Genomic DNA, 20,899 nt, shown 5'->3' on the forward strand with positions numbered 1-20,899 from the left:
CCAGGGCTGACACGCAGGCGGCCGCCTGGCACGCAGCACGCCAGCGGCGCCATGCAGGGACATTTCCACGGCACATCGCCCCGCTAGCCTGCAGTCACTACAACAAGAAACCTGCTCTCTCTCTCCCTGCCGCCGATCTTCGGCGGCTTTTTTTGGAGCGTGCACGCATGCGGTCGCGTCATTCCAGCGTGTAGCCCACCCGCAAACCGCCCCAGTGCTTGCGGCCCACAAAGATCGGGGCCGACAGGTCGAACATGATCTGGCCGGTGTCGCGGCGGTAGACCTGCAGGCGATACGGGTCGGTGTGCGCGCCCACGCTGCGGCCGACGCGGTCGGTGAACTTGCGTTTGGTGCGGTTGCCGAGCAGATCGCGCTTGGGATCGCCGGTCAGCGGCTGGGTGAAGCGCAGATTGTGCGTGGGCACATAGCCGTCGGGGTTGGCGCAGATGGCGAACACGATCCACGGATGCGCATCCAGCAACGGTTCCTGCAAGGCGGGCAACACCTCGTCGCAAAGCGCATCGAAGTCGGTGCTGAACTTGGCCGGCTCCACGCCGGCAATCGGTGTATAGGTGCGGGCGAACAGCGCCGCTTCGTCGATCTGGCCGCGTGCGATGGCCTGCGCCAGGGCAGTGCCGATACGAGCGGCGGTCGCCACGGCGAGTTCCTTGACGCGCGCGTGCCGGGGCACTGTCAGCGGGTCGGCCGGCAGACGGAACAGGCCCACGCAGTCGCGCAGCGTCTCGGTGCCGCGCTCCAGCGCCTCGCTGCGTTCGGCCACATGCGCGGCATGCTGCAGGTTGCTGCGCCCCAGCGCCACCACGCCATCGACGGCGCTTTCGATGCCGCGAATCTCGCCGTCCTGCGCCTGGATCCGCCCGGCCACCGTGGTCATCGCGCTGCTGGCCTGGCCGAGCATGCGGGTGATGCCGTCGAGTACCGCTTCGGTGCCGCGCGCGGAGGCTGCGCCCTCGCCCACCGCGGCGCTGGTTTCGGCCAGGATCGCGCGCACGTCGCGCGCTGCCGCTGCCGCGCGTTCGGCCAGGCGGCGGATCTCGGTGGCGACCACCGCGAACCCGCGCCCGGCATCGCCGGCATGCGCGGCTTCGATGCTGGCGTTGATCGACAGGATATTGGTCTGAAACGCCACCGAGTCGATGACTTCGATGACCTCGCCGGCACGCGCGGCGCGGCGTTCCACTTCGTGCATGGCCTGGCCCAGCGCGTGCGCGGCGGCGACGCCCTGACGTGCGCTGTCGTCGGCACTGGCGGCCAGCGCGATCACCTGTGCCAGATCGGCATTGACGTCGTGCAGGCTCGAAGCAAGCCGCTCCACCGCCGTGCGGGCGCCATCCAGTGCTTCGGTCTGCGCCTGCGACTGACGCACCATCTCGTCGTTCTCGGCCACCAGCGGCGGCACTTCGGCGGCGATCTGCACCGACAACGCCACTGCCTGGCGGATCGCCTCGGCCAGGTTGCCGAAGCCGGCCTGCAGCCGGCGCCCCATGTCGGTCTCCGCCAGACCCGGCGGCAGCAGCAGTTCCAGCTCACAGCCGGCCAGCGCCTGGGCGGTGCGCTCCAGCACGGTGCGGTCTTCGTGCTCGGCCTGCAGGCGCGCCACCAACGGCTGCAGCAGCGGCGAGATCGGCACCGGCCGGCTGTCTTCGGCCAGGCGGGTGGCTTCGCGCAGCAGGATCGCGGTTTCCACATGCGGCAGCGACAGCATCCAGCCACCGTGCTCGCGGTCGCGCACATAGCGCACGCGCCGGGCTGGGTCGTCGCCGGGGGCTGCCCAGACGCCGTCTTCGCCGACCAGATCGGCTGCGCTCAATCCCCACAACACCGACGCCGGCGCGCCCTGCAGCTCGCCGGCGGTCTTGCCCAGGACATCCAGGCCAGCGCGATTGCAGGCCACCACGCAGGCCTCGGCCGATAGCCGCAACAGCGCGACCGGTGCATCGGGGAGCAGCGCCGCATGCGTTTGCGACGGCGGATCGGGCTGTTGCATCGAGCTCATGGGCATTCCTAATCCATCATGATCATTAGCGGCGCGCTGCGGCTGCAATTGAGCGGCGCCACGCACCGCAGGCGCTTGCTCAGTAGCCGGCGGCCTGCCCGTCCTTGCGGCTTTCCGAAGCGCCGTAGTACACGCCGCTGGTCGGGTCGCGCGCGATCGCCTGGTACCCGCCATACGGGCCATCGGCAAAGATCACCCGGTGGCCTTTGCGCATCAACGCGCGGATGGTGTCGTAGGAGAAGCCGGTTTCCAGGTTGACCTCGCCACCATCGCTCATCGCGGTGGCCTGGCCGGTCGGCTCGGTGGAGCCTTCATGCTGGATGCGCGGCGCGTCACCGGCTTCCTGCAGATTCATATGGAAGTCCACCAGGTTCATCACGATCTGCACGTGCCCCTGCGGCTGCATCGCCCCGCCCATCACCCCGAAGCTCAGCCACGGCTTGCCGTCCTTGGTGACGAAGGCGGGAATGATGGTCTGGAACGGCCGCTTGCCCGGCGCGTAGCCGTTGGGGTGATCCTTTTTCAGCACGAACATCTCGCCGCGGTCCTGCAGGATGAAGCCCAGCCCGGGCGGGGCCATGCCGCTGCCCATGCCGCGGTAATTGGACTGGATCAGCGACACCATCATGCCGTCGGCATCGGCCACGGTCATGTAGATGGTGTCGCCTTCTTCCAGCTGCTTTGGCGTGCCGGGCTGCACTTCCTTGAGCGCCTTGTCCATGGAGATCAGCGCGCGACGCTGCGCGGCGTAGTCCTTGGAAATCAGCCTGGCCAGCGGCGCCGGCTGGAAGGCCGGGTCGGCATAGAAGCGCGCGCGGTCGGCGAAGGCCAGCTTCTTGGCTTCGGTGAACAGGTGCACATGCTCGGCCGAGCCGTACGGGATCTTGGAGAAATCGTAGCCCTCCAGGATATTGAGCATCTGCAGCGCGGCGATGCCCTGGCTGTTGGGCGGCAGCTCCCAGACGTCATAACCACGGTAGTTGGTGGACACCGGCTCCACCCACTCGCCGGTGTGGCTGGCCAGATCCTCGTAACTCAGGTAGCCGCCATTGGCCTTGAAATAGGCGCCGATGGTGCGGGCGATGTCGCCCTTGTAGAACGCATCGCGGCCACCGTCGGCAATCTGCTGCAAGGTGTTGGCCAGGTTCGGGTTCTTCCACAGCTCGCCCTTGCGCGGGGCATGGCCGTCGATGGTGAACTGCTCCTTGAAGCCGGGGTACTGCGACAGGCGCGGCACCGAGCGGTCCCAGTAATAGGCGATGGTCTCGGCCACCGGATGGCCCTCGCGGGCGTAGCGGATCGCCGGAGCCAGGTTCTGCGCCATCGGCTTGCGCCCGAAGCGCTCGTGCAGCGCGAACCAGCCATCCACCGCGCCCGGCACCGAGACAGGCAACGGGCCGGTCGGCGGTATGTCCTTCAGCCCACGGCGCTGGAACTCGGCCAGGGTCAGCGATCTGGGCGAGCGGCCCGAGCCGTTGTAGCCGTAAAGCTTGCTGGTCTTGGGGTCCCAGACGATCGCAAACAGATCCCCGCCGACGCCGTTGCCGGTGGGCTCCATCAGGCCCAGCGCGGCATTGGCGGCAATCGCCGCATCCACCGCCGACCCGCCGTCCTTCATCACATCCAGCGCGATCTGGGTGGCCAACGGCTGCGAGGTCGCCGCCATCGCATGCGGGGCGATGACTTCCGAGCGGGTGGCGAACGGCTGCCCGGTGATCCGGTCGGCAGCACTGAGGGGCGGCGCGAGCAGCGCCAAGGCAGACATCAACAACACAGGTACGCGACGCATGACAGAAGATCCCCGGACACCACAGGTGAGTGGCCAACCATACCAGCGGGTCGGGCCGCCTCGCTCGGTGAGCACTGTCTGCCAGCACAAATGCCGCGCATTTAGTGACTCGCATCGCCCGTTACCGGCCTGCAGCGACGCGGTTTCAATAGCAACCATGCTGCTGCCACGCGGTTTCGCGCGACACAGCGCCGATTGATGCGGCCGTTTCATGCGCAAGGGTTGACACCCCACCTGCGGCGATGGTTATCTCAATCACATGTCGCACCGCCACACCACCTCGAACGCCCCAGTGTCCGCGCCCATCGGCGCGTCGGCAGCGTCGCTTCTCGTGCTCGTACTTATTACCTCGCCAACCGGTGCGGGACGGGACTTCGTGTAGGCAACAGACACACAAGGCTTCGATCAGACCCCGCACCGGCAACGGCGCGGGGTTTCGCGTTTCAGGGACCACCAAAAGTTTCGAATGACATGAACGACATCACCGACATCGCCACCAGTTGCCCTACCCGCGCCGACCACTGCGCTGGTGCAGTGCCTGCATGGCCGGTGCCGTCGTCCATCCCCGCTTTGCTCGGCCGGCCAGCCCCTGACGCTGTCTGCTGATCCTTTTCCCACTGCCAACCCCGCAAGGACTACTCCATGAGCAACGACACCCAACCGAAAATCGCGATCATCGGCTACGGCAGCCAGGGCCGCGCGCATGCGCTGAACCTGCGCGATTCCGGCTTCGACGTCACCGTCGGCCTACGTGCCGGTGGCCCGACCGAATCCAAGGCCCAGGCCGATGGCTTCACCGTGGTGGCGCCGGCCGAGGCGGTCAAGAGTGCCGACCTGGTCGCGATACTGACCCCGGACATGGTGCAGAAGAAGCTCTACGAAGAAGTCATCGCCCCGAACATGAAGCAAGGCGCCTGCCTGCTGTTCGCGCATGGCCTGAACGTGCATTTCGACATGATCACCCCGCGCGCCGACCTGGACGTGGTGCTGGTCGCGCCGAAGGGCCCGGGCGCGCTGGTGCGTCGCGAATATGAGATCGGCCGCGGCGTGCCGTGCATCTATGCGGTCTACCAGGACACCAGCGGCAAGGCCGAGCAGTTCGCGTTGACCTATGCCGGCGGCCTGGGCGGCGCGCGCGCCAACATCATCAAGACCACCTTCAAGGAAGAGACCGAAACCGATCTGTTCGGCGAGCAGGCCGTGCTGTGCGGCGGCGCCTCGTCGCTGGTGCAGGCCGGGTTCGAAGTGCTGGTGGAAGCCGGCTACCAGCCGGAGATCGCGTACTACGAAGTGCTGCACGAACTGAAGTTGATCGTGGACCTGTTTTACGAAGGCGGCATCACCCGCATGCTGGAATTCGTGTCCGAAACGGCGCAATACGGCGACTATGTCAGCGGCCCGCGCGTGATCGACGCCAGCACCAAGGCACGCATGAAGGACGTGCTGACCGATATCCAGAACGGCACCTTCACCAAGAATTGGGTGGCCGAATACGAAGCCGGCCTGCCGAACTACAACAAGTTCAAGCAGGCCGATCTGGAGCACCCGATCGAGGAAGTGGGCAAGAAGCTGCGCGCCAAGATGGTGTGGCTCAACGGTCAGCAGCAGGCCGCCGCCGCACCTGCGAATCAACAAGCGGCGTAATGCCGCCGCACCCCCACCGCTAACACCGAAGGTCCGCAACGCATGAACACCTCCGCACACAGCACGCCCCGCAACGGCGCGCGCTGGCTGACGCAGGCCCTGGAAGCCGAAGGCGTGGAAACGCTGTTCGGTTATCCGGGCGGCACCATCATGCCGTTCTACGACGCCCTGGTGGATTCCAGGCTCAAGCACATCCTGGTCCGTCACGAACAGGGCGCTGCCCTCGCCGCCAACGGCTACGCCCGTGCCAGCGGCCGGGTCGGCGTGTGCGTGGCCACTTCCGGCCCGGGCGCGTCCAATCTGGTCACCGGCATCGCCGATGCGATGCTCGATTCGGTCCCGATGGTGTGCCTGACCGGCCAGGTCGCCACGCCCCTACTGGGCACCGATGCGTTCCAGGAACTGGACGTGTTCGGCATGACCATGCCGATCGTCAAGCACAGCTTTCTGGTGCGGCGTGTGGAGGATCTTCCGGAGATGGTGCGTGAAGCGTTCCGCATCGCACGCGAGGGACGCCCCGGGCCGGTGCTGATCGACCTGCCCAAGGACGTGCAGATCGCCGACGCCTCGCATCTGCCCGATCATGTGCCGGCGGCAGTGTTACCGCCTCCGGCCCCGGAAGATGCGAAATTGGCCGAAGCGCTGGCGGCCATCGCCAGCGCCGAACGCCCGGTGGTCTACGGCGGTGGCGGCATTGCCCTGGCCGGTGCGGTGGAGGCGTTTCGGCGCTTTGTCGAAGCCACCGGCATTCCCACCGCGCTGACCTTGCGCGGCCTGGGCGCGTTGCCGCATGCGCATCCGGATTATCTGGGCATGCTGGGCATGCACGGCACCCGTGCGGCCAATATGGCGATCCAGGAATGCGATCTGTTGGTGGTGGTCGGCGCGCGCTTCGATGACCGTGCCACCGGCAAGTTGAGCGAATTCGCACCATTTGCGCGCGTCATCCATCTGGATGCCGATGCGTATGAAATCTCCAAGCTGCGTACGGCCGACATCGCCGTGCCCGGCGATGTGGCGGTCAGTCTGAAGGCATTGAGCGCAGCACGTGGCAATTGCCAGGCATGGCGTACGCGCTGCTTTGCCAACCGCGAAAAATTCGGCGCGCGTTACGACGCGCCCGGCACCGATATCTACGCGCCGGCGCTGCTCAAGCGCCTGAGCGAAGTGGCCCCGGCCGACACCATCATCGCCTGCGATGTAGGTCAGCATCAGATGTGGGTGGCCCAGCATTGCCGCTTCAACGATCCGCGCAATCACCTCACCAGCGGCGCGCTCGGCACGATGGGCTTCGGCCTGCCGGCGGCGATGGGCGCGCAGTTCGCCTGCCCCGACCGCACCGTGGTGCTGGTCTCCGGCGACGGCAGTTTCATGATGAACGTGCAGGAGCTGGTGACGATCGCGCGCTGCAAGCTGCCGGTGAAGATCGTGCTGCTGGACAACAGCTCGCTGGGCATGGTGCGGCAGTGGCAGGAACTGTTCTTTGCCGAGCGTTACAGCGAAATCGATCTGTCCGACAACCCGGATTTTGCCGCCCTGGCGCAGGTCTTCGGCATCCCGGCCAAGCGCATCATCGCGCGCGGCGATGTCGATGCCGCGCTGGCCGAACTGCTGGCGCAACCCGGCCCCGGCCTGCTGCATGTGGCCATCGACGCGCGTGCCAACGTGTGGCCGCTGGTGCCGCCCAACAACGCCAACAGCACCATGCTGGACAGCAATCCCGCACACGCGGCCAAGGAGACATCGCATGCGTTACCGGCTTGATCTGGTGCTGAAGCCGGCCGAAGGCGCATTGGTGCGCGTGCTCGGCATGACCGAGCGACGCGGCTTCCGCCCCTGCGCCATCCAGGGCGCCAGCGCCCCGGACGATGCCGGCCGCTGGCATCTGCAACTGGACGTGGACAGCACCCGCCCGCCGGAGACGCTACGCCTGCAGCTGGAGAAGGTGTACGACTGCGAGTCGGTGGTGATCACCGTGCTGGACTCGGTCGAGGTCGCGGCGTGAACGCCCGGACCTCGCGCGAGCATGAAACCGCTGTCCGGAGGTGTCTTCTCCCGGATCGGCCGTGCGCGTGCCGCAATGCCTGATTCCGGCCGCCCCTCCCCGCAGGAGCCAGACGTAGGCGACGTGGCGGTCAGCGTGGCCGACGTCCTGGCCGCGCAGGCCCGTCTGCGCAAGTATCTGTCGCCCACGCCGCTGCATTACGCCGAGCGCTTCGGTGTGTGGTTGAAGCTGGAAAATCTGCAGCGCACCGGCTCCTACAAGGTGCGCGGTGCATTGAACGCCCTGCTGGCAGGGCTGGAACGCGGCGACGAGCGCCCGGTGATCTGCGCCTCGGCAGGCAATCATGCGCAAGGTGTGGCGTGGTCGGCGTACCGGCTGGGCGTGCAGGCCATCACGGTGATGCCCTACGGCGCGCCGCAGACCAAGATCGCCGGCGTCGCGCACTGGGGCGCCACCGTCCGCCAGCATGGCAACAGCTACGACGAGGCGTTTGCGTTCGCGCGCGAGCTGGCCGACCAGAACGGCTACCGTTTTCTGTCCGCCTTCGACGACCCGGATGTGATCGCAGGGCAAGGCACGGTCGGCATCGAACTGGCCGCGCATGCGCCGGACGTGGTGATCGTGCCGATCGGCGGCGGCGGGCTGGCCTCCGGGGTGGCGCTGGCGCTGAAATCGCAAGGCGTGCGCATCGTCGGCGCGCAGGTGGAAGGCGTCGATTCGATGGCGCGCGCCGTGCGCGGCGATCTGCGTGAAATCACTCCCGTCCCCACGCTGGCCGACGGCGTGAAGGTCAAGATTCCCGGCTTTCTGACCCGCCGCCTGTGCTCGAGCCTGCTCGACGATGTGGTGATCGTGCGCGAGGCCGAATTGCGCGAAACGCTGGTGCGCCTGGCACTGGAAGAACACGTCATCGCCGAGGGCGCTGGCGCGCTGGCCTTGGCCGCCGGTCGCCGCGTTTCAGGGAAACGCAAGTGTGCGGTGGTCTCTGGCGGTAATATCGACGCAACTGTTCTGGCCACACTCTTGTCCGAGGTGCGGCCGCGGCCGCCACGCAAGCCGCGTCGTCGCAATACCGAGCGACTTCGCAACGAACGCAGCGCCAAGTCACTTCCCGAAACACCCGTTCTTTCCCGCCCATCCGCAGTCGCTCCAACGCCTGTCACCGCCATCGCCGTAGAGGAGTCTTCCTGGTGAACACGACCGTATCCAACCAGACCCCGCGTATCCGAATTTTCGACACCACCCTGCGCGACGGCGAGCAATCCCCCGGCTGCAGCATGACGCCCCAGCAAAAGCTGGTAATGGCGCGCGCGCTGGACGAACTCGGCGTGGACATCATCGAAACCGGTTTCCCGGCCAGTTCGCATTCGGACCGCGAGTCCGTCGCGATGATCGGCCGCGAGCTGCGTCGCCCCACGCTGGCGGTGCTGTCGCGCTGCCTGCAGGCCGACATCGAGACCTCCGCACGTGCACTGGAGGCGGCCGCCAATCCGCGCCTGCATGTCTTCCTGTCCACCAGCCCGCTGCACCGCGAGCACAAGCTGCGCATGAGCCGCGAGCAGGTGCTGGAGTCGGTGCACAAGCATGTGACGCTGGCGCGCGGCTATATCGACGACATCGAGTTCTCCGCCGAAGACGCCACCCGCACCGAAGAGGATTTCCTGGCCGAGGTGGCGCGCGTGGCGATCGCTGCCGGTGCCACCACGATCAATCTGCCGGACACGGTGGGCTTTACCACGCCGGAAGAGATCCGCGGCATGTTCTCGCGCCTGATCGCCAGCGTGGAAGGTGCCGATACCGTGATCTTCAGCGCGCACTGCCACAACGATCTGGGCCTGGCGGTGGCCAACTCGCTGGCGGCGATCGAAGGCGGCGCACGGCAGGTCGAGTGCACCATCAACGGCATCGGTGAGCGCGCCGGCAACTGCGCGTTGGAGGAAATCACCATGGCACTGAAGGTGCGCGGTGCGTTCTACAACATCGATACCGACATCAACACCCCACGCATCGTCTCCACCTCGCAGTTGCTGCAGCGCCTGGTCGGCATGCCGGTGCAGCGCAACAAGGCAGTGGTCGGCGGCAATGCGTTCGCGCACGAGTCGGGCATTCACCAGCACGGCATGCTGCGCCATCGCGGCACCTACGAAATCATGCGTCCGGAAGACGTGGGCTGGGAGTCCTCGCAGATGGTGCTGGGCCGCCACAGCGGCCGCGCGGCGGTGGAACAGCGCCTGCGTGCCTTGGGGTACCTGCTGGAGGAAGAAGAGGTCAAGCTGGTCTTCGAGCAGTTCAAGGCATTGTGCGAAAAGCAGCGTGTGGTCACCGACGCGGACCTGCAGGCCTTGATGCAGGACGCCACCGTGCAGGAAGGCTATCGCCTGGCATCGATGACCATCAGCGATGTCGGCAGCCGTGCCAATGCGCTGGTGGAACTCTCCGACCCGGAAGGCAATCGCGTGGCCGAAACCGCCCAAGGCAATGGCCCGGTGGACGCGCTCTTCGGCGCGCTGGCCTCGGCCACCGGTGTGAAGCTGGAGCTGGACAGCTACCAGGTACACAGCGTGGGCATCGGCGCAGATGCACGCGGCGAAGCCAGCCTGAGCGTGCGCCACGACGGCGTGGAATACGAAGGCACCGGTACCAGCAAGGACATCATCGAAGCCAGCGCCCTGGCATGGCTGGATGTGGCCAACCGCCTGCTGCGTCAGCGCGAGCGCGGCGTGGTCGCCGGTAAGACGGCTGCGGTGGCGTAATAACGGTAGTTTGCTAGATGATGAAAACCTGACGGCCGGCAGCGTGATCTGCTGGCCGTTTTGGTTTTGGTGTCCCAACTTTCTTGCAAGGCCGTCGATTTGCTGCGGGCGCGTGCACTCGTACCGACACAGAACACCCTCGCACACGAGGTCTGCCGGCTTTGTGCGAATGCCCCGGTTTGCTGCGGGCGCTTGCACGCGTACCGGTGTGGGACACGCCGCAAGTACGTCCATGTAGGCTCTGGCGCGGCATCCATGCCGCTCAAGGTCCCACACCGGCACCCGCGCAAGCACCACCAGTTGCTATCGGTTGCGGAAAGAAATGCAGAGGGCATGCTGGGCTGCAGGTCCTTCGTAGCGTCCATCCTGGCGACGTGAGCAGATAGATGGCTTGCCGATTACATCGGTCAGGAAGTCCGCAGGCATCAACACGCGCTTGAAGCATTGCTTGCCGATCAGCAATAGCAATGGTGGAAGCGTGGTGTCGCTTCCGGGGGCGGGACCGTGTGGCGGCATGGATGCCGCCACCGAGCCTCCAGGGATGGATTCACGGCGTGTCCCGACACCGGATGCGGCGCCGCGCTGCCGACCGACTCCGCCTACCGATCAATCTTGTGCACGACATCCGGAGTTCCACGCGAATGCTTCGGTTTGCTGCGGGCGCTTGCACGCGTGCCGGTGTGGGACACGCCGCAAGTACGTCCATGTAGGCTCTGGCGCGGCATCCATGCCGCTCAAGGTCCCACGCCGGCACCCGCGCAAGCACCACCAATTGCTATCGGTGGCGGAAAGAAATGCAGAGAGCATGCTGGGCTGGAGGTCCTTCGGAGCGTCCATCCTGGCGACGTGAACAGATAGATGGCTTGCCGATTACATCGCCAGGAAGTCCGCAGGCATCAACACCTGCTTGAAGCATTGCTTGCCGATCAGCAGTAGCAATCTTGGGAGCGTGGTGCCGCGTCCGGGGGCGGGACCGTGTGGCGGCATGGATGCCGCCACCGAGCCTCCAGGGACGGATTCACGGCGTGTCCCGACACCGGATGCGACGCCGCGCCGCCGACCGACCCTGCATGCCCACCAGTCCTGCGCACGACAGCCGCCGATTTCATGCCAGCCCCTCGGTCGAATGATGTGATCACGAATCGGTCAACCAAACGAAAGTGGCTATCGTCAGAAGAACGATAGCTACCAGTACAGCCACCACGCCTCGGGGAAGCGGGCGCTGTTACAGCGCGGCCACCACTGCATCACCCATTGCCACCGTGCCAACCTTGGTCGTGCCTTCCGACCAGATGTCGGCGGTGCGCAGGCCCTGGTCGAGCACCTTGCCGACCGCTTGCTCGATCGCATCAGCTGCAGCAGATTGCGCAAACGTATAGCGCAACATCATTGCCACCGACAGGATGGTGGCCAGCGGATTGGCGATGCCCTTGCCTGCGATGTCCGGCGCCGAGCCATGACACGGCTCGTACATGCCCTTGCTGTTGGCATCCAGCGAGGCCGAAGGCAGCATGCCGATCGAGCCTGTGAGCATCGACGCCTGGTCGGACAGGATGTCGCCGAACATGTTGTCGGTCACGATCACGTCGAACTGCTTGGGCGCACGCACCAACTGCATCGCCGCGTTGTCCACGTACATGTGCGACAGCGCGATGTCCGGATAGTCCTTGGCCACTTCTTCGACGACGGCACGCCATAGCTGGCTCGATGCCAACACATTGGCCTTGTCCACCGAGCACAGCTTCTTGCCGCGCAAACGTGCCATCTCGAAGCCGGCCTTGGCGATGCGGCGGATTTCGCTTTCGCTATATGGCAGCGTGTCGTAGGCCTGACGCTCGCCGTTTTCCAGCGTACGCGTGCCCCGCGGCTGACCGAAATAAATGCCGCCGGTGAGCTCGCGCAGGATCAGCAGATCCAGCCCGGATACTACCTCCGGCTTGAGCGTGGAGGCCTCGGCCAGCTGCGGATACAACAGTGCCGGACGCAGGTTGGCGAACAACCCAAGCTGCGAGCGGATCTTGAGCAGGCCCCGCTCCGGGCGCAACGATGGGTCGATGGTGTCCCATTGCGGCCCACCGACGGCGCCCAGCAGCACCGCGTCGGCGGCGCGCGCGCGGTCCAGCGTTTTGTCGGCCAGCGGGCTGCCGTACTTGTCGTAGGCCGCGCCACCGAGTTCGTCGTACACCAGGCTGAAACCCAAACCATGTTGCGCATCGATGCGCGTCAGCACCTTGACCGCTTCGGCCATGATCTCCGGGCCAATGCCGTCGCCAGGAAGAATCAGAATCTGCTTGCTCATGCAATCCTCATAAGTTGGCGCCGTAGCGCCCTGAAAATCAACGTGCCGCCCATACCACCAGCACATCCGTGCTGAAGGAACCATCGGCCGCAATCTGAAAGTATTCGCGCACTTCGTCTACCGCCGCGCCCTGCAATGCGCGAATGGCCGCGCGCAACACCTCAGGCGTGCGCATGCGGTCCACCCAGCTCAGATAGTCCAGCTGCAGCCGTTGGCAATGATGCCGCTGCACCTGCAAGCCGGCATCGCCCAGCGTCTGCAACCACTGCACAACACTGTAGTCACGCACATGACTGGTATCGCGCAGCAACTCGATCGCCTGCAGGTGCGTATCCAGCAGCGGCAGGCCTGGCGCCACCACGTCGACAAAGGCCGCAATTCCGCCTGGACGCAGCACGCGCCGCACTTCGCGCAGCGCCTGCCCCAGATCGCTCCAATGGTGCGCCGAGTAGCGGCTGACCACTGCATCCATGCTGCCGGTCTCGAACGGCAGGCGCTCGGCGGCACCTTGCACCGTGCGCACTTGGGTCAGACCACGCTCTGCGGCAGTGGCCGCCACGACCTCGAGCATGTCGGCAGACAGATCGTAGGCCACCACCTCGGCCATCAGCGGCGCCAGCTGGAAACTCACATGCCCGGCACCGCAGCCCAGGTCGAGCAATCGCCCGTTGCGATGACCCTGCAGACCAGCGCGGAGCTCGGCGAACTCGGCGCCTTGCGCATGCACGTCACTGTGCAGATAAGCCTGCGCCTGCGGCCCGAACTGCGCAGCGACATACTCGCTCAGCGCACCCGCATCGGCGTTGGCAACCGCGCTCACTGCAGCGCGCCGAACAGCCAAGGTTGACGCGCGCGATGGCCCTGCTCGAAGCGGCCGATCGCATCGGCGTCCTGCAGGGTCAGGCCGATGTCGTCCAGGCCGTTGAGCAGGCAGTGCTTGCGGAATGCATCGATGTCGAAGCCGTATTCCACGCCATCGGGGCGCCGCACGCGCTGTGCGGCCAGATCCACGGTGAGTTGGTAGCCCTCGGTGGCCAGGCATTGCTCGAACAGGGCGTCCACTTCCGCCTCCGCCAGCACGATCGGCAGCAGGCCGTTCTTGAAGCTGTTGTTGAAGAAGATGTCGGCAAAGCTGGGCGCGATCACGGTGCGGAAGCCGTATTCGTCCAGCGCCCACGGCGCGTGCTCACGCGAGGAACCGCAGCCGAAGTTCTCGCGTGCCAGCAACACGCTGGCACCCTGATAGCGCGGAAAGTTGAGCACGAACTCCGGATTGAGCGGGCGCCGGCTGTTGTCGCGACCGGGCTCGCCGATGTCCAGATACCGCCATTCGTCGAACAGGTTCGGCCCGAAGCCGGTGCGCTTGATCGACTTGAGGAATTGCTTGGGAATGATCTGATCGGTATCGACATTGGCGCGATCCAGCGGCGCCACCAGTCCGGTGTGTTGGGTGAAAGGGGTCATTGAGAGAGGCCGGGATTGAGGATTGGGGATTGGGGATTCGAAAAGGCTGGGGATGGCGGAGCGCTTTTTACGAATCCCGAATCCCTATTCCCGAATCTCCAAGGTCACGCACATCAACAAAATGCCCGCTGACCGCCGCCGCTGCGGCCATTGTCGGGCTGACCAGATGGGTGCGCCCGCCGGCGCCCTGGCGGCCTTCGAAGTTGCGGTTGGAGGTAGAGGCGCAATGTTCGCCACTGCCCAGCTTGTCCGGGTTCATCGCCAGACACATCGAGCAACCCGGCTCGCGCCATTCGAAGCCGGCGTCCAGAAATACCTTGTCCAGGCCTTCGGCCTCGGCCTGGGCTTTCACCAGACCCGAGCCCGGCACTACCAGCGCCTGCTTGATGGTGGAGGCGACCTTGCGGCCCTTCGCAACCGCAGCGGCCGCACGCAGGTCTTCGATGCGCGAGTTGGTGCACGAGCCGATGAACACGCGGTCCAGGCGTATCTCGGTGATCGGCTGGTTTGCGCGCAAGCCCATGTACTTCAGCGCGCGCTCGATCGAGTCGCGCCGGGTCGGATCCTGTTCGGTTGCCGGGTCGGGCACCTGCTGATCCACCGCCAGCACCATCTCCGGCGAGGTGCCCCAGCTGACCTGCGGCTTGATGTCTTCGGCGCGCAGCTCCACCACTGTGTCGAAGTGCGCGTCGGCATCGGAGACCAGCGTGCGCCACAGCGCGACCGCCGCCTCCCAGTCGGCGCCCTTGGGCGCGAACGGACGACCTTGCACGTAGGCAATGGTCTTTTCGTCCACCGCCACCATGCCCACGCGCGCACCGGCTTCGATGGACATGTTGCAGATGGTCATGCGGCCTTCCATCGACAGGTCGCGGATCGCGCTGCCGGCAAATTCCAGCGCATGGCCGTTGCCGCCGGCGGTGCCGATCCTGCCGATCACCGCCAGCACGATGTCCTTGGCGGTCACGCCGAACGGCAGCGTGCCTTCCACCCGCACCTGCATGTTCTTCATCTTCTTGGCGATCAGGCATTGCGTGGCCAGCACATGCTCGACCTCGGAGGTGCCGATGCCGTGCGCCAGCGCGCCGAACGCGCCATGCGTGGAGGTGTGCGAATCGCCGCAGACCACGGTCATGCCCGGCAGGGTGGCGCCCTGCTCCGGGCCGACCACATGCACGATGCCCTGGCGCGCATCGTTCATCTTGAACTCAAGGATGCCGAAGTCGTCGCAGTTCTCATCCAGCGTCTGCACCTGCAGCCGCGAGACTTCGTCGGAGATCGACTCCAGCCCGCCCTGGCGCTCGGCACGCGTGGTCGGCACGTTGTGGTCGGGCGTGGCGATGTTGGCGTCGATGCGCCACGGCTTGCGCCCGGCCAGGCGCAGGCCTTCGAACGCTTGCGGCGAGGTCACTTCGTGCAGGATGTGGCGGTCGATGTAGATCAGCGACGAACCATCGTCGCGGCGCGTGACCTCGTGCAGGTCCCACAGCTTGTCGTACAGCGTCTTGGCAGTCATTGCGGCGATCCGGTTGGCGGATGGTGGGAGCACCACCTGGCTGCATTCGATGCTAGGAGCTTGCCTTGGATAACGCAAATTCATATTGTTTATTCAACAAATGAAATTTGGGAATGGCAATGGACCTGGCAAGCCTCAGCGCCTTCGTGGCGATCGCCGAGAGCGGCAGCTTTTCAGCAGCCGGCGAGGCCTTGCATCTCACCCAGCCGGCGGTGAGCAAGCGGATCGCCTTGCTGGAAGCGCAGCTGTCGGCGCGGCTGTTCGACCGCCTTGGTCGCCAGGTGGTGCTGACCGAGGCCGGCCAGGCCTTGCTGCCGCGTGCGCAACGCATCCTGGCCGAGCTGCAGGACACCCGCCGCGTGCTGGAGCATCTTGGCGCGGCGGTCGGCGGGCGCCTGAGCCTGGCGACCAGCCATCATGTCGGCCTGCACCGCCTGCCCGCCCTGCTGCGCGGCTTCGCTGCGCAACACCCGCAGGCCGCGCTGGACATCCAGTTTCTGGATTCGGAGCTGGCCTATGCTGCGGTGCTGCGCGGCGAGGTGGAGCTGGCGGTCACCACGCTGGCACCGGACACGCGTGCGCCGCTGCGCGCGCAACCGATCTGGCATGACCGCCTGCAGTTCGTGGTGGCGCCGGATCACCCGCTGGCCGCATTGCGCGCGGTGTCGCTGGAAGATGTGGTGGCGCATCCGGCGGTGCTGCCGGACCCGGGCACGTTCACCCATCGCATCGTCGCCGGCCTGTTCGCCGAACGCGCCCTGGTGCCGAGCCTGCGCATGACCACCAACTATCTGGAGACGATCAAGATGCTGGTGTCGGTGGGCCTTGCGTGGAGCGTGTTGCCGGAGCGCATGATCGACCATCAGATCGTGGCGCTGCCGCTGCCGGATGTGGCGCTGTCGCGCGAGCTGGGCTGCGTGACCCATGGCGGGCGCACCCTGTCGCGCGCCGCGCAGGCATTTGTCGCGTTGTTGCATGCGCAGGCGGACCAGCTGCAGACGTGAGCGCAGCGGCAGCGCGGCGCCGCTGATCGGCAAGCAATGCTTTCAAGCACGTGTGGTTGCCTGCCGATTTCATGGCCAACGTAATCGGTAAGCCATCTATCTGCTCTTACTGCGCCAGGATGGACGCTATGCAGCCCAGCATGCCCTCTGCATTTCTTTCAGCAACCTATAGCAACTGGTGGTGCTTGCGCGCGTGCCGGTGTGGGACCTTGAGCGGCATGGATGCCGCGCCAGAGCCTACACGGACGTACTTGCGGCGTGTCCCACACCGGCACGCGTGCAGGCGCCCGCAGCAGGTCGGAGCATTCGCGAGGAACTTCAGATGTCGTGCACAAGATAGATCGGTGTGCGGAGTCGGTCGGCTCCACGCAGCCGGCAACGCAGCAGCCTTATTGATCCACCAACCGATCGCGCCCCAGCCGCTTGGCCTGGTACAGACGGCGGTCTGCCAGTGCCAGCAATTCGCGCCGGCTCGGTGCCTCATCGCTCATCGCCATGCCCATGCTGGCGGTGCAGCGCACCGTCGTGCCCTGCGTCTGGACAGCGATCGCGGCGAGCCGCTGGCGCATGCGTTCGAACAGCGCGCGCGCCTGTGCCGCGTCCACACCCACTGCCGCGAGCAGAAACTCTTCGCCACCGTGGCGCGCGGCAAAGCACTGCGCCCGATCCTGTTCACTGAGTGCTTCGCCGATCGCGGACAGCACCGCGTCACCGACCTCGTGGCCGTATTCGTCGTTGATGTGCTTGAAGTGGTCGATATCCATCAGCACCAACGCCAACGGGGCGCCACCGGCGCGCGCGTCGTCGAACCATTGCTGCAGGACCCGCTCGGCCTCGCGGCGATTCGGCAAGGCGGTCAGCACGTCATGGCTGGCGCGGTATTCGAGCTGGCGCATCAGGGCTTCGCGCTCCTGGCTGGCCTGCTGCAGCGCGAGGTTCTTGTCGCTCAGCTCGCGTGTGCGTGCGTCGATCACCGTATTGAGCTGGCGCTGCCGGCGGCGATAACTGGCGGTGCGCCACAGATAAAACCCGTAGATCAGGCTGCCCAGCCCGAGGATGCCCAGGGCGATCACTTCGCCACGCCGCCACCACGGCGGCGCCAGGGCGATCACCAGGCTGGATTCGCCCAACAGCGCGGTCTGCCGCCAGTCCACCGGCAGCGACATCGCCTGGACACGGAAGCGGAAACGGCCCGGCGGCAGATTGGTGTAGACCGCCTCGCTGGTGCTGTCGGCGTCCACCCAGTCCGGGTCGAAGCCTTCTAGCCGGTAGCGGTAGCGCACCTTGTCCGGGCCACGGAAATTCAACCCGGCATAGCCGATGGCGATGCGCCGGGTCTCCGCACCGAAGCGATGCAGGCCATTGAGCGGCTGCACCATGCCGTCGACCAGCAGGCGCTCGAACACGATCGGCACGCGATGGCCTTGCAAGGTGCCCACGCGCGCCGGATCGATCACGCCCAGGCCCGCAGCGGTGGGGAACAGCAGCTGCCCGGACTGCGTCATCCAGCCGGCCGGCGCGCTGCTGCCGTTGCCCTGATTGCCGGGCATGCCGTCGCTGCGATCCACCACCTCCACGCTCAACTGCTCGCGCGTGCCGGCATCGAGCTGGTCGAAGTCGCTGCGCGCGATGCGGAACACGCCATGGTTGCTCGACAACCAGAAATAACCGCGGCCGTCATCGATCACCCGGAACACCTTGTCGCGCGGCAGCCCGACCCGGTGGTCGTAGACGCGAAAGGTCTCACCACTCAGGCGCAGCAGGCCGCGATCGCTGGCGATCCACAGGTCGCCCTTGGCATCGCGCAGGAAGTCGAAGGCGTTCTGCCCGGGAAAATCCTGCTCGCCCAGCCATGCGCGCGTGCTGCCGTTTGCCGACAGCGCGGTCATGCCGCGATCGGTGCCAATCCACACAGTGCCCAGCGTGTCGCGATACAGCACCTGCACCGAGCCATCGGGTACGCCGTCGGCGGCGGTGTAGCGGCGTGCCTTGCCATCGCGCCAGCGCACCAGCCCGGCCGTGGTGCCGATCCATAGCGTCTGGCCATCCGGCAACACCGCGCGCACCGACAGCGACGGCAGGCCATCGGCCGCACCGATGCGCGCCAGCACGCGACCTTGCGCGTCCAGCCGCACCACGCCCTGGCTGTAGGTGCCGGCCCAGACGCCGCCATCGCCGGCGTCGGCCAGGGCCAGCACCGATTGCTCCAGCACGCGTCCGCCCTGGTTCGGCACCACCGACACGCGGCTGATCTGACGATTGCGCCAGCGGTCCAGGCCCACCGCGCTGCCTACCCACACGGTGCCGTCGCCGGTCTGCAGCACCGTGCGCACATAGTCCGAGGCCAGCCCGTCTTCGTGGGTGATGCCGTGCGCGGCGCCTTCAGCAATGCGAAACAGGCCGTGCGTGCTGCCGACCCAGATCAGGCCCTCGGCGTCTTCCAGTAGCGCCGGGCTGGCGACTCCGGAAATGGCGATCTGTTCGTCCGGCGCATCCGCGCCGCTGTGGACCACCAGCGTGCCCGACGGCAGGCTCATCCACAGATGCCCGCGCCGATCCAGCAGCAATGCATCCACCCGCTGGCCCTGGCGGAACCGCTGCAGGCCACCGCCACGGCTCCACCACCACACGCCGTCGTCGCCAGCGACCAGCAAGCCGCCCTGACGATCGCTGGCAAGCCGCCGCACCGGTGCGGCGCGCATCCCATGCGTCTTGCCCCAGGCCTCGGCTGCGCTGCCATCGTGGGGCAGACGATAAAGTCCGACTTCAGTACCCACCCACAAAGCGCCGTCGCCCTCGGACGCCAGCGCGGTGATGCGCGCGCGCGGCAGGCCGGCCTGGCGACCGACGTCCACCACCCGCCCGTCCGGCTCGATGCGGTACAGCGTCTGCGGCGTGCCGACCCACAGCGCGCCATCGGCGCGTCGCAGCAGTGCACTGACCGCCAGGTGCCGCGCCGAAGCGTCGCCCAGGTGCTGCCAGTGGCCGTCCTGGTAGTGATAGACCCCGTCGAATGCAGTGCCGAACAACATCCCGCCGGTGCTGTCGCGTACCACCACGAACACGCCCCCCAGCTCGACGCCCGGTGTGTTCTGGCGGTCATACACGGTGAAGTCGCGGCCGTTGAAGCGCGCCACGCCTTCCCAGGTGCCCAGCCAGATCAGGCCATCGGCGCCCTGCGCCACCGCATGCACCAGGTTGTGCGGCAGGCCGTCGTCCATGCTCCAGCGCGTGACGGTGTGATACGCGGTATGGGTCGGCGGCTGGGCGCCGGCCGGCCACACGCCGAGCAGGATGCAGGCCAGCAACGCCCATCGCCACAGCAGCCCGGCCCGCCGCACGCATGTGCTGCGGACGCAGCCTGTATGCGCATGCGCCCCGACCCTGTCCACGCTCTCCCATCCCCTCGTTGTGCTGGCAAAAGGTGCTGCCGACATGCGCCGACAGACCGTTAGTCAATCTATCACCGGGGGTTTTTCGGCGCGCTAGGTGGATTCCCCACAAGGATGGGAAGCACCATGACACCGGGAGGCATTCAATTGAAACAATTACCGGCCATAACCAAGCTGGTGCGCAGCTAACGCGGTGGCGCGACCGTTCCTGAGTGCTTCAAGGGGTTCGGCGGGCGGCGAGTATAAATATAGAACCCGATGGTCTAGTATTGACACCATGTCCAGCTCGCCCCCCCTCAAGTCCAAGGCCAAGAGCAACGGCCCCGGACGGCCCAAGGATCTTGGGAAACGCGCCGCCATCCTTGGCGCTGCCCGCACCATGTTCATGGAGCAGGGGTATGCCGGTGTCAGCATGGATGGCATCGCCGCGCAGGCGGGCGTCTCCAAGCTCACCGTCTACAGTCATTTTGGCGACAAGGAGAGCCTGTTTTCCGAGGCGATCCGTGCGCAATGCCAGCACATGATGCCGGACGACCTGTTCGACCACGCCCCCGAGGGCGCGCTGCGCGATCAGCTGATCGAAATCGCCGACGCCTTCTTCGCCATGGTCAGCACCGACTCGGCCATCGCCACCCACCGCATGATGATGGCGCCGGGCACCGGCGACGTACATGTACGTGAGATGTTCTGGGACGCCGGCCCCAAGCGAACCCAGCAGGCGCTGGCGGATTTCCTGTCCGCACGCGTGGCCGATGGCCAGCTGAAGATCGACGATGTGGCGCGTGCAGCCTCGCAGTTCTTCTGCCTGCTCAAGGGCGAGCTGTATGCGCTGATGATGTGCGGCCTGCATGGCCAGCCCACCCGCGCGCAGGTGGACGAGCACCTGCAGGCCAGCGTGGATTTCTTTTTGAGGGCGTATGCGCCGCGCTGATCGCCCCCGGCCTTTGGTGGCGATGACTTCCGGCACTGCGCCGTTTGGCGGCGCGCAGCGATGCTAGATGCGCCAGTTGCCCCGT

The 20,899-nt window shown here is 66.3% G+C and carries 14 protein-coding genes; 7 read left to right on the forward strand and 7 right to left on the reverse strand.

All coding sequences use genetic code 11. The annotated features are described in order from the left end of the window. Positions 1-178: 178 nt before the first annotated feature. Both AC1PLA_RS16825 and ggt read right to left on the reverse strand, forming a co-directional pair. Positions 179-2,017 (reverse strand): methyl-accepting chemotaxis protein, encoded by a 1,839-nt coding sequence (locus AC1PLA_RS16825; RefSeq protein WP_481104985.1) that lies wholly within the window; start codon positions 2,015-2,017, stop codon positions 179-181. Positions 2,018-2,096: 79 nt separating this feature from the next. Next, on the reverse strand, positions 2,097-3,806 hold the full coding sequence (gene ggt / locus AC1PLA_RS16830; protein WP_481104986.1) for a gamma-glutamyltransferase: 1,710 nt from the start codon (positions 3,804-3,806) through the stop codon (positions 2,097-2,099). Between the two features lie 642 nt (positions 3,807-4,448). Between ggt and ilvC the strand changes: the two genes are divergently transcribed. The 5 genes from ilvC (at position 4,449) to AC1PLA_RS16855 (ending at position 10,208) form a co-directional block, all read left to right on the forward strand. After that, on the forward strand, positions 4,449-5,450 hold the full coding sequence (gene ilvC / locus AC1PLA_RS16835) for a ketol-acid reductoisomerase (protein ID WP_039519112.1): 1,002 nt from the start codon (positions 4,449-4,451) through the stop codon (positions 5,448-5,450). A gap of 42 nt (positions 5,451-5,492) precedes the next feature. Then, positions 5,493-7,214, forward strand: coding sequence for an acetolactate synthase 2 catalytic subunit (gene ilvG / locus AC1PLA_RS16840; protein ID WP_016902671.1), 1,722 nt, complete (start codon positions 5,493-5,495; stop codon positions 7,212-7,214). Then, positions 7,198-7,455: an ACT domain-containing protein gene (locus AC1PLA_RS16845; protein ID WP_047127199.1), complete on the forward strand. Its 258-nt coding sequence runs from the start codon at positions 7,198-7,200 to the stop codon at positions 7,453-7,455. The genes ilvG and AC1PLA_RS16845 overlap by 17 nt, the downstream gene beginning before the upstream one ends. A 123-nt stretch (positions 7,456-7,578) precedes the next feature. Further along, positions 7,579-8,649 carry a threonine dehydratase gene (locus AC1PLA_RS16850; protein ID WP_230582128.1) on the forward strand — a complete coding sequence of 357 codons (1,071 nt, stop codon included), beginning with the start codon at positions 7,579-7,581 and terminating at the stop codon, positions 8,647-8,649. After that, positions 8,646-10,208 carry a 2-isopropylmalate synthase gene (locus tag AC1PLA_RS16855; protein ID WP_481104987.1) on the forward strand — a complete coding sequence of 521 codons (1,563 nt, stop codon included), beginning with the start codon at positions 8,646-8,648 and terminating at the stop codon, positions 10,206-10,208. Before AC1PLA_RS16850 ends, AC1PLA_RS16855 begins: the two co-directional genes overlap by 4 nt. A gap of 1,225 nt (positions 10,209-11,433) precedes the next feature. On the opposite strand, the gene leuB is transcribed toward AC1PLA_RS16855, so the two are convergent. The 4 genes from leuB to leuC all read right to left on the reverse strand — a co-directional run bounded on the left by leuB (position 11,434) and on the right by leuC (position 15,487). Next, a complete protein-coding gene (gene leuB, locus AC1PLA_RS16860) occupies positions 11,434-12,507 on the reverse strand; it encodes a 3-isopropylmalate dehydrogenase (protein ID WP_481104988.1) in 1,074 nt (357 codons plus the stop codon). A gap of 37 nt (positions 12,508-12,544) precedes the next feature. Further along, positions 12,545-13,294, reverse strand: coding sequence for a class I SAM-dependent methyltransferase (locus AC1PLA_RS16865; protein ID WP_481106219.1), 750 nt, complete (start codon positions 13,292-13,294; stop codon positions 12,545-12,547). 29 nt (positions 13,295-13,323) lie between these two features. Then, positions 13,324-13,971: a 3-isopropylmalate dehydratase small subunit gene (gene leuD / locus AC1PLA_RS16870; protein WP_054591288.1), complete on the reverse strand. Its 648-nt coding sequence runs from the start codon at positions 13,969-13,971 to the stop codon at positions 13,324-13,326. A 67-nt stretch (positions 13,972-14,038) separates the two neighbouring features. Next, positions 14,039-15,487 (reverse strand): 3-isopropylmalate dehydratase large subunit, encoded by a 1,449-nt coding sequence (gene leuC, locus AC1PLA_RS16875; RefSeq protein ID WP_481104989.1) that lies wholly within the window; start codon positions 15,485-15,487, stop codon positions 14,039-14,041. A gap of 119 nt (positions 15,488-15,606) precedes the next feature. Here leuC and AC1PLA_RS16880 point away from each other — a divergent pair, with 119 nt between their 5' ends. Beyond that, positions 15,607-16,491, forward strand: a complete 885-nt coding sequence (locus tag AC1PLA_RS16880; RefSeq protein ID WP_039525576.1) for a LysR family transcriptional regulator — start codon at positions 15,607-15,609, stop codon at positions 16,489-16,491. Positions 16,492-16,880: 389 nt separating this feature from the next. Here the strand turns inward: AC1PLA_RS16880 and AC1PLA_RS16885 are convergent, their stop codons facing one another. Further along, positions 16,881-19,928 carry a diguanylate cyclase gene (locus tag AC1PLA_RS16885; RefSeq protein ID WP_481104990.1) on the reverse strand — a complete coding sequence of 1,016 codons (3,048 nt, stop codon included), beginning with the start codon at positions 19,926-19,928 and terminating at the stop codon, positions 16,881-16,883. A 232-nt stretch (positions 19,929-20,160) separates the two neighbouring features. Between AC1PLA_RS16885 and AC1PLA_RS16890 the strand changes: the two genes are divergently transcribed. Beyond that, entirely contained in the window at positions 20,161-20,814 is a 654-nt protein-coding gene (locus tag AC1PLA_RS16890) for a TetR/AcrR family transcriptional regulator (RefSeq protein WP_065032828.1), read from the forward strand. Positions 20,815-20,899 lie beyond the last annotated feature (85 nt).

Source organism: Xanthomonas sp. NCPPB 1826 (genome assembly GCF_056725285.1).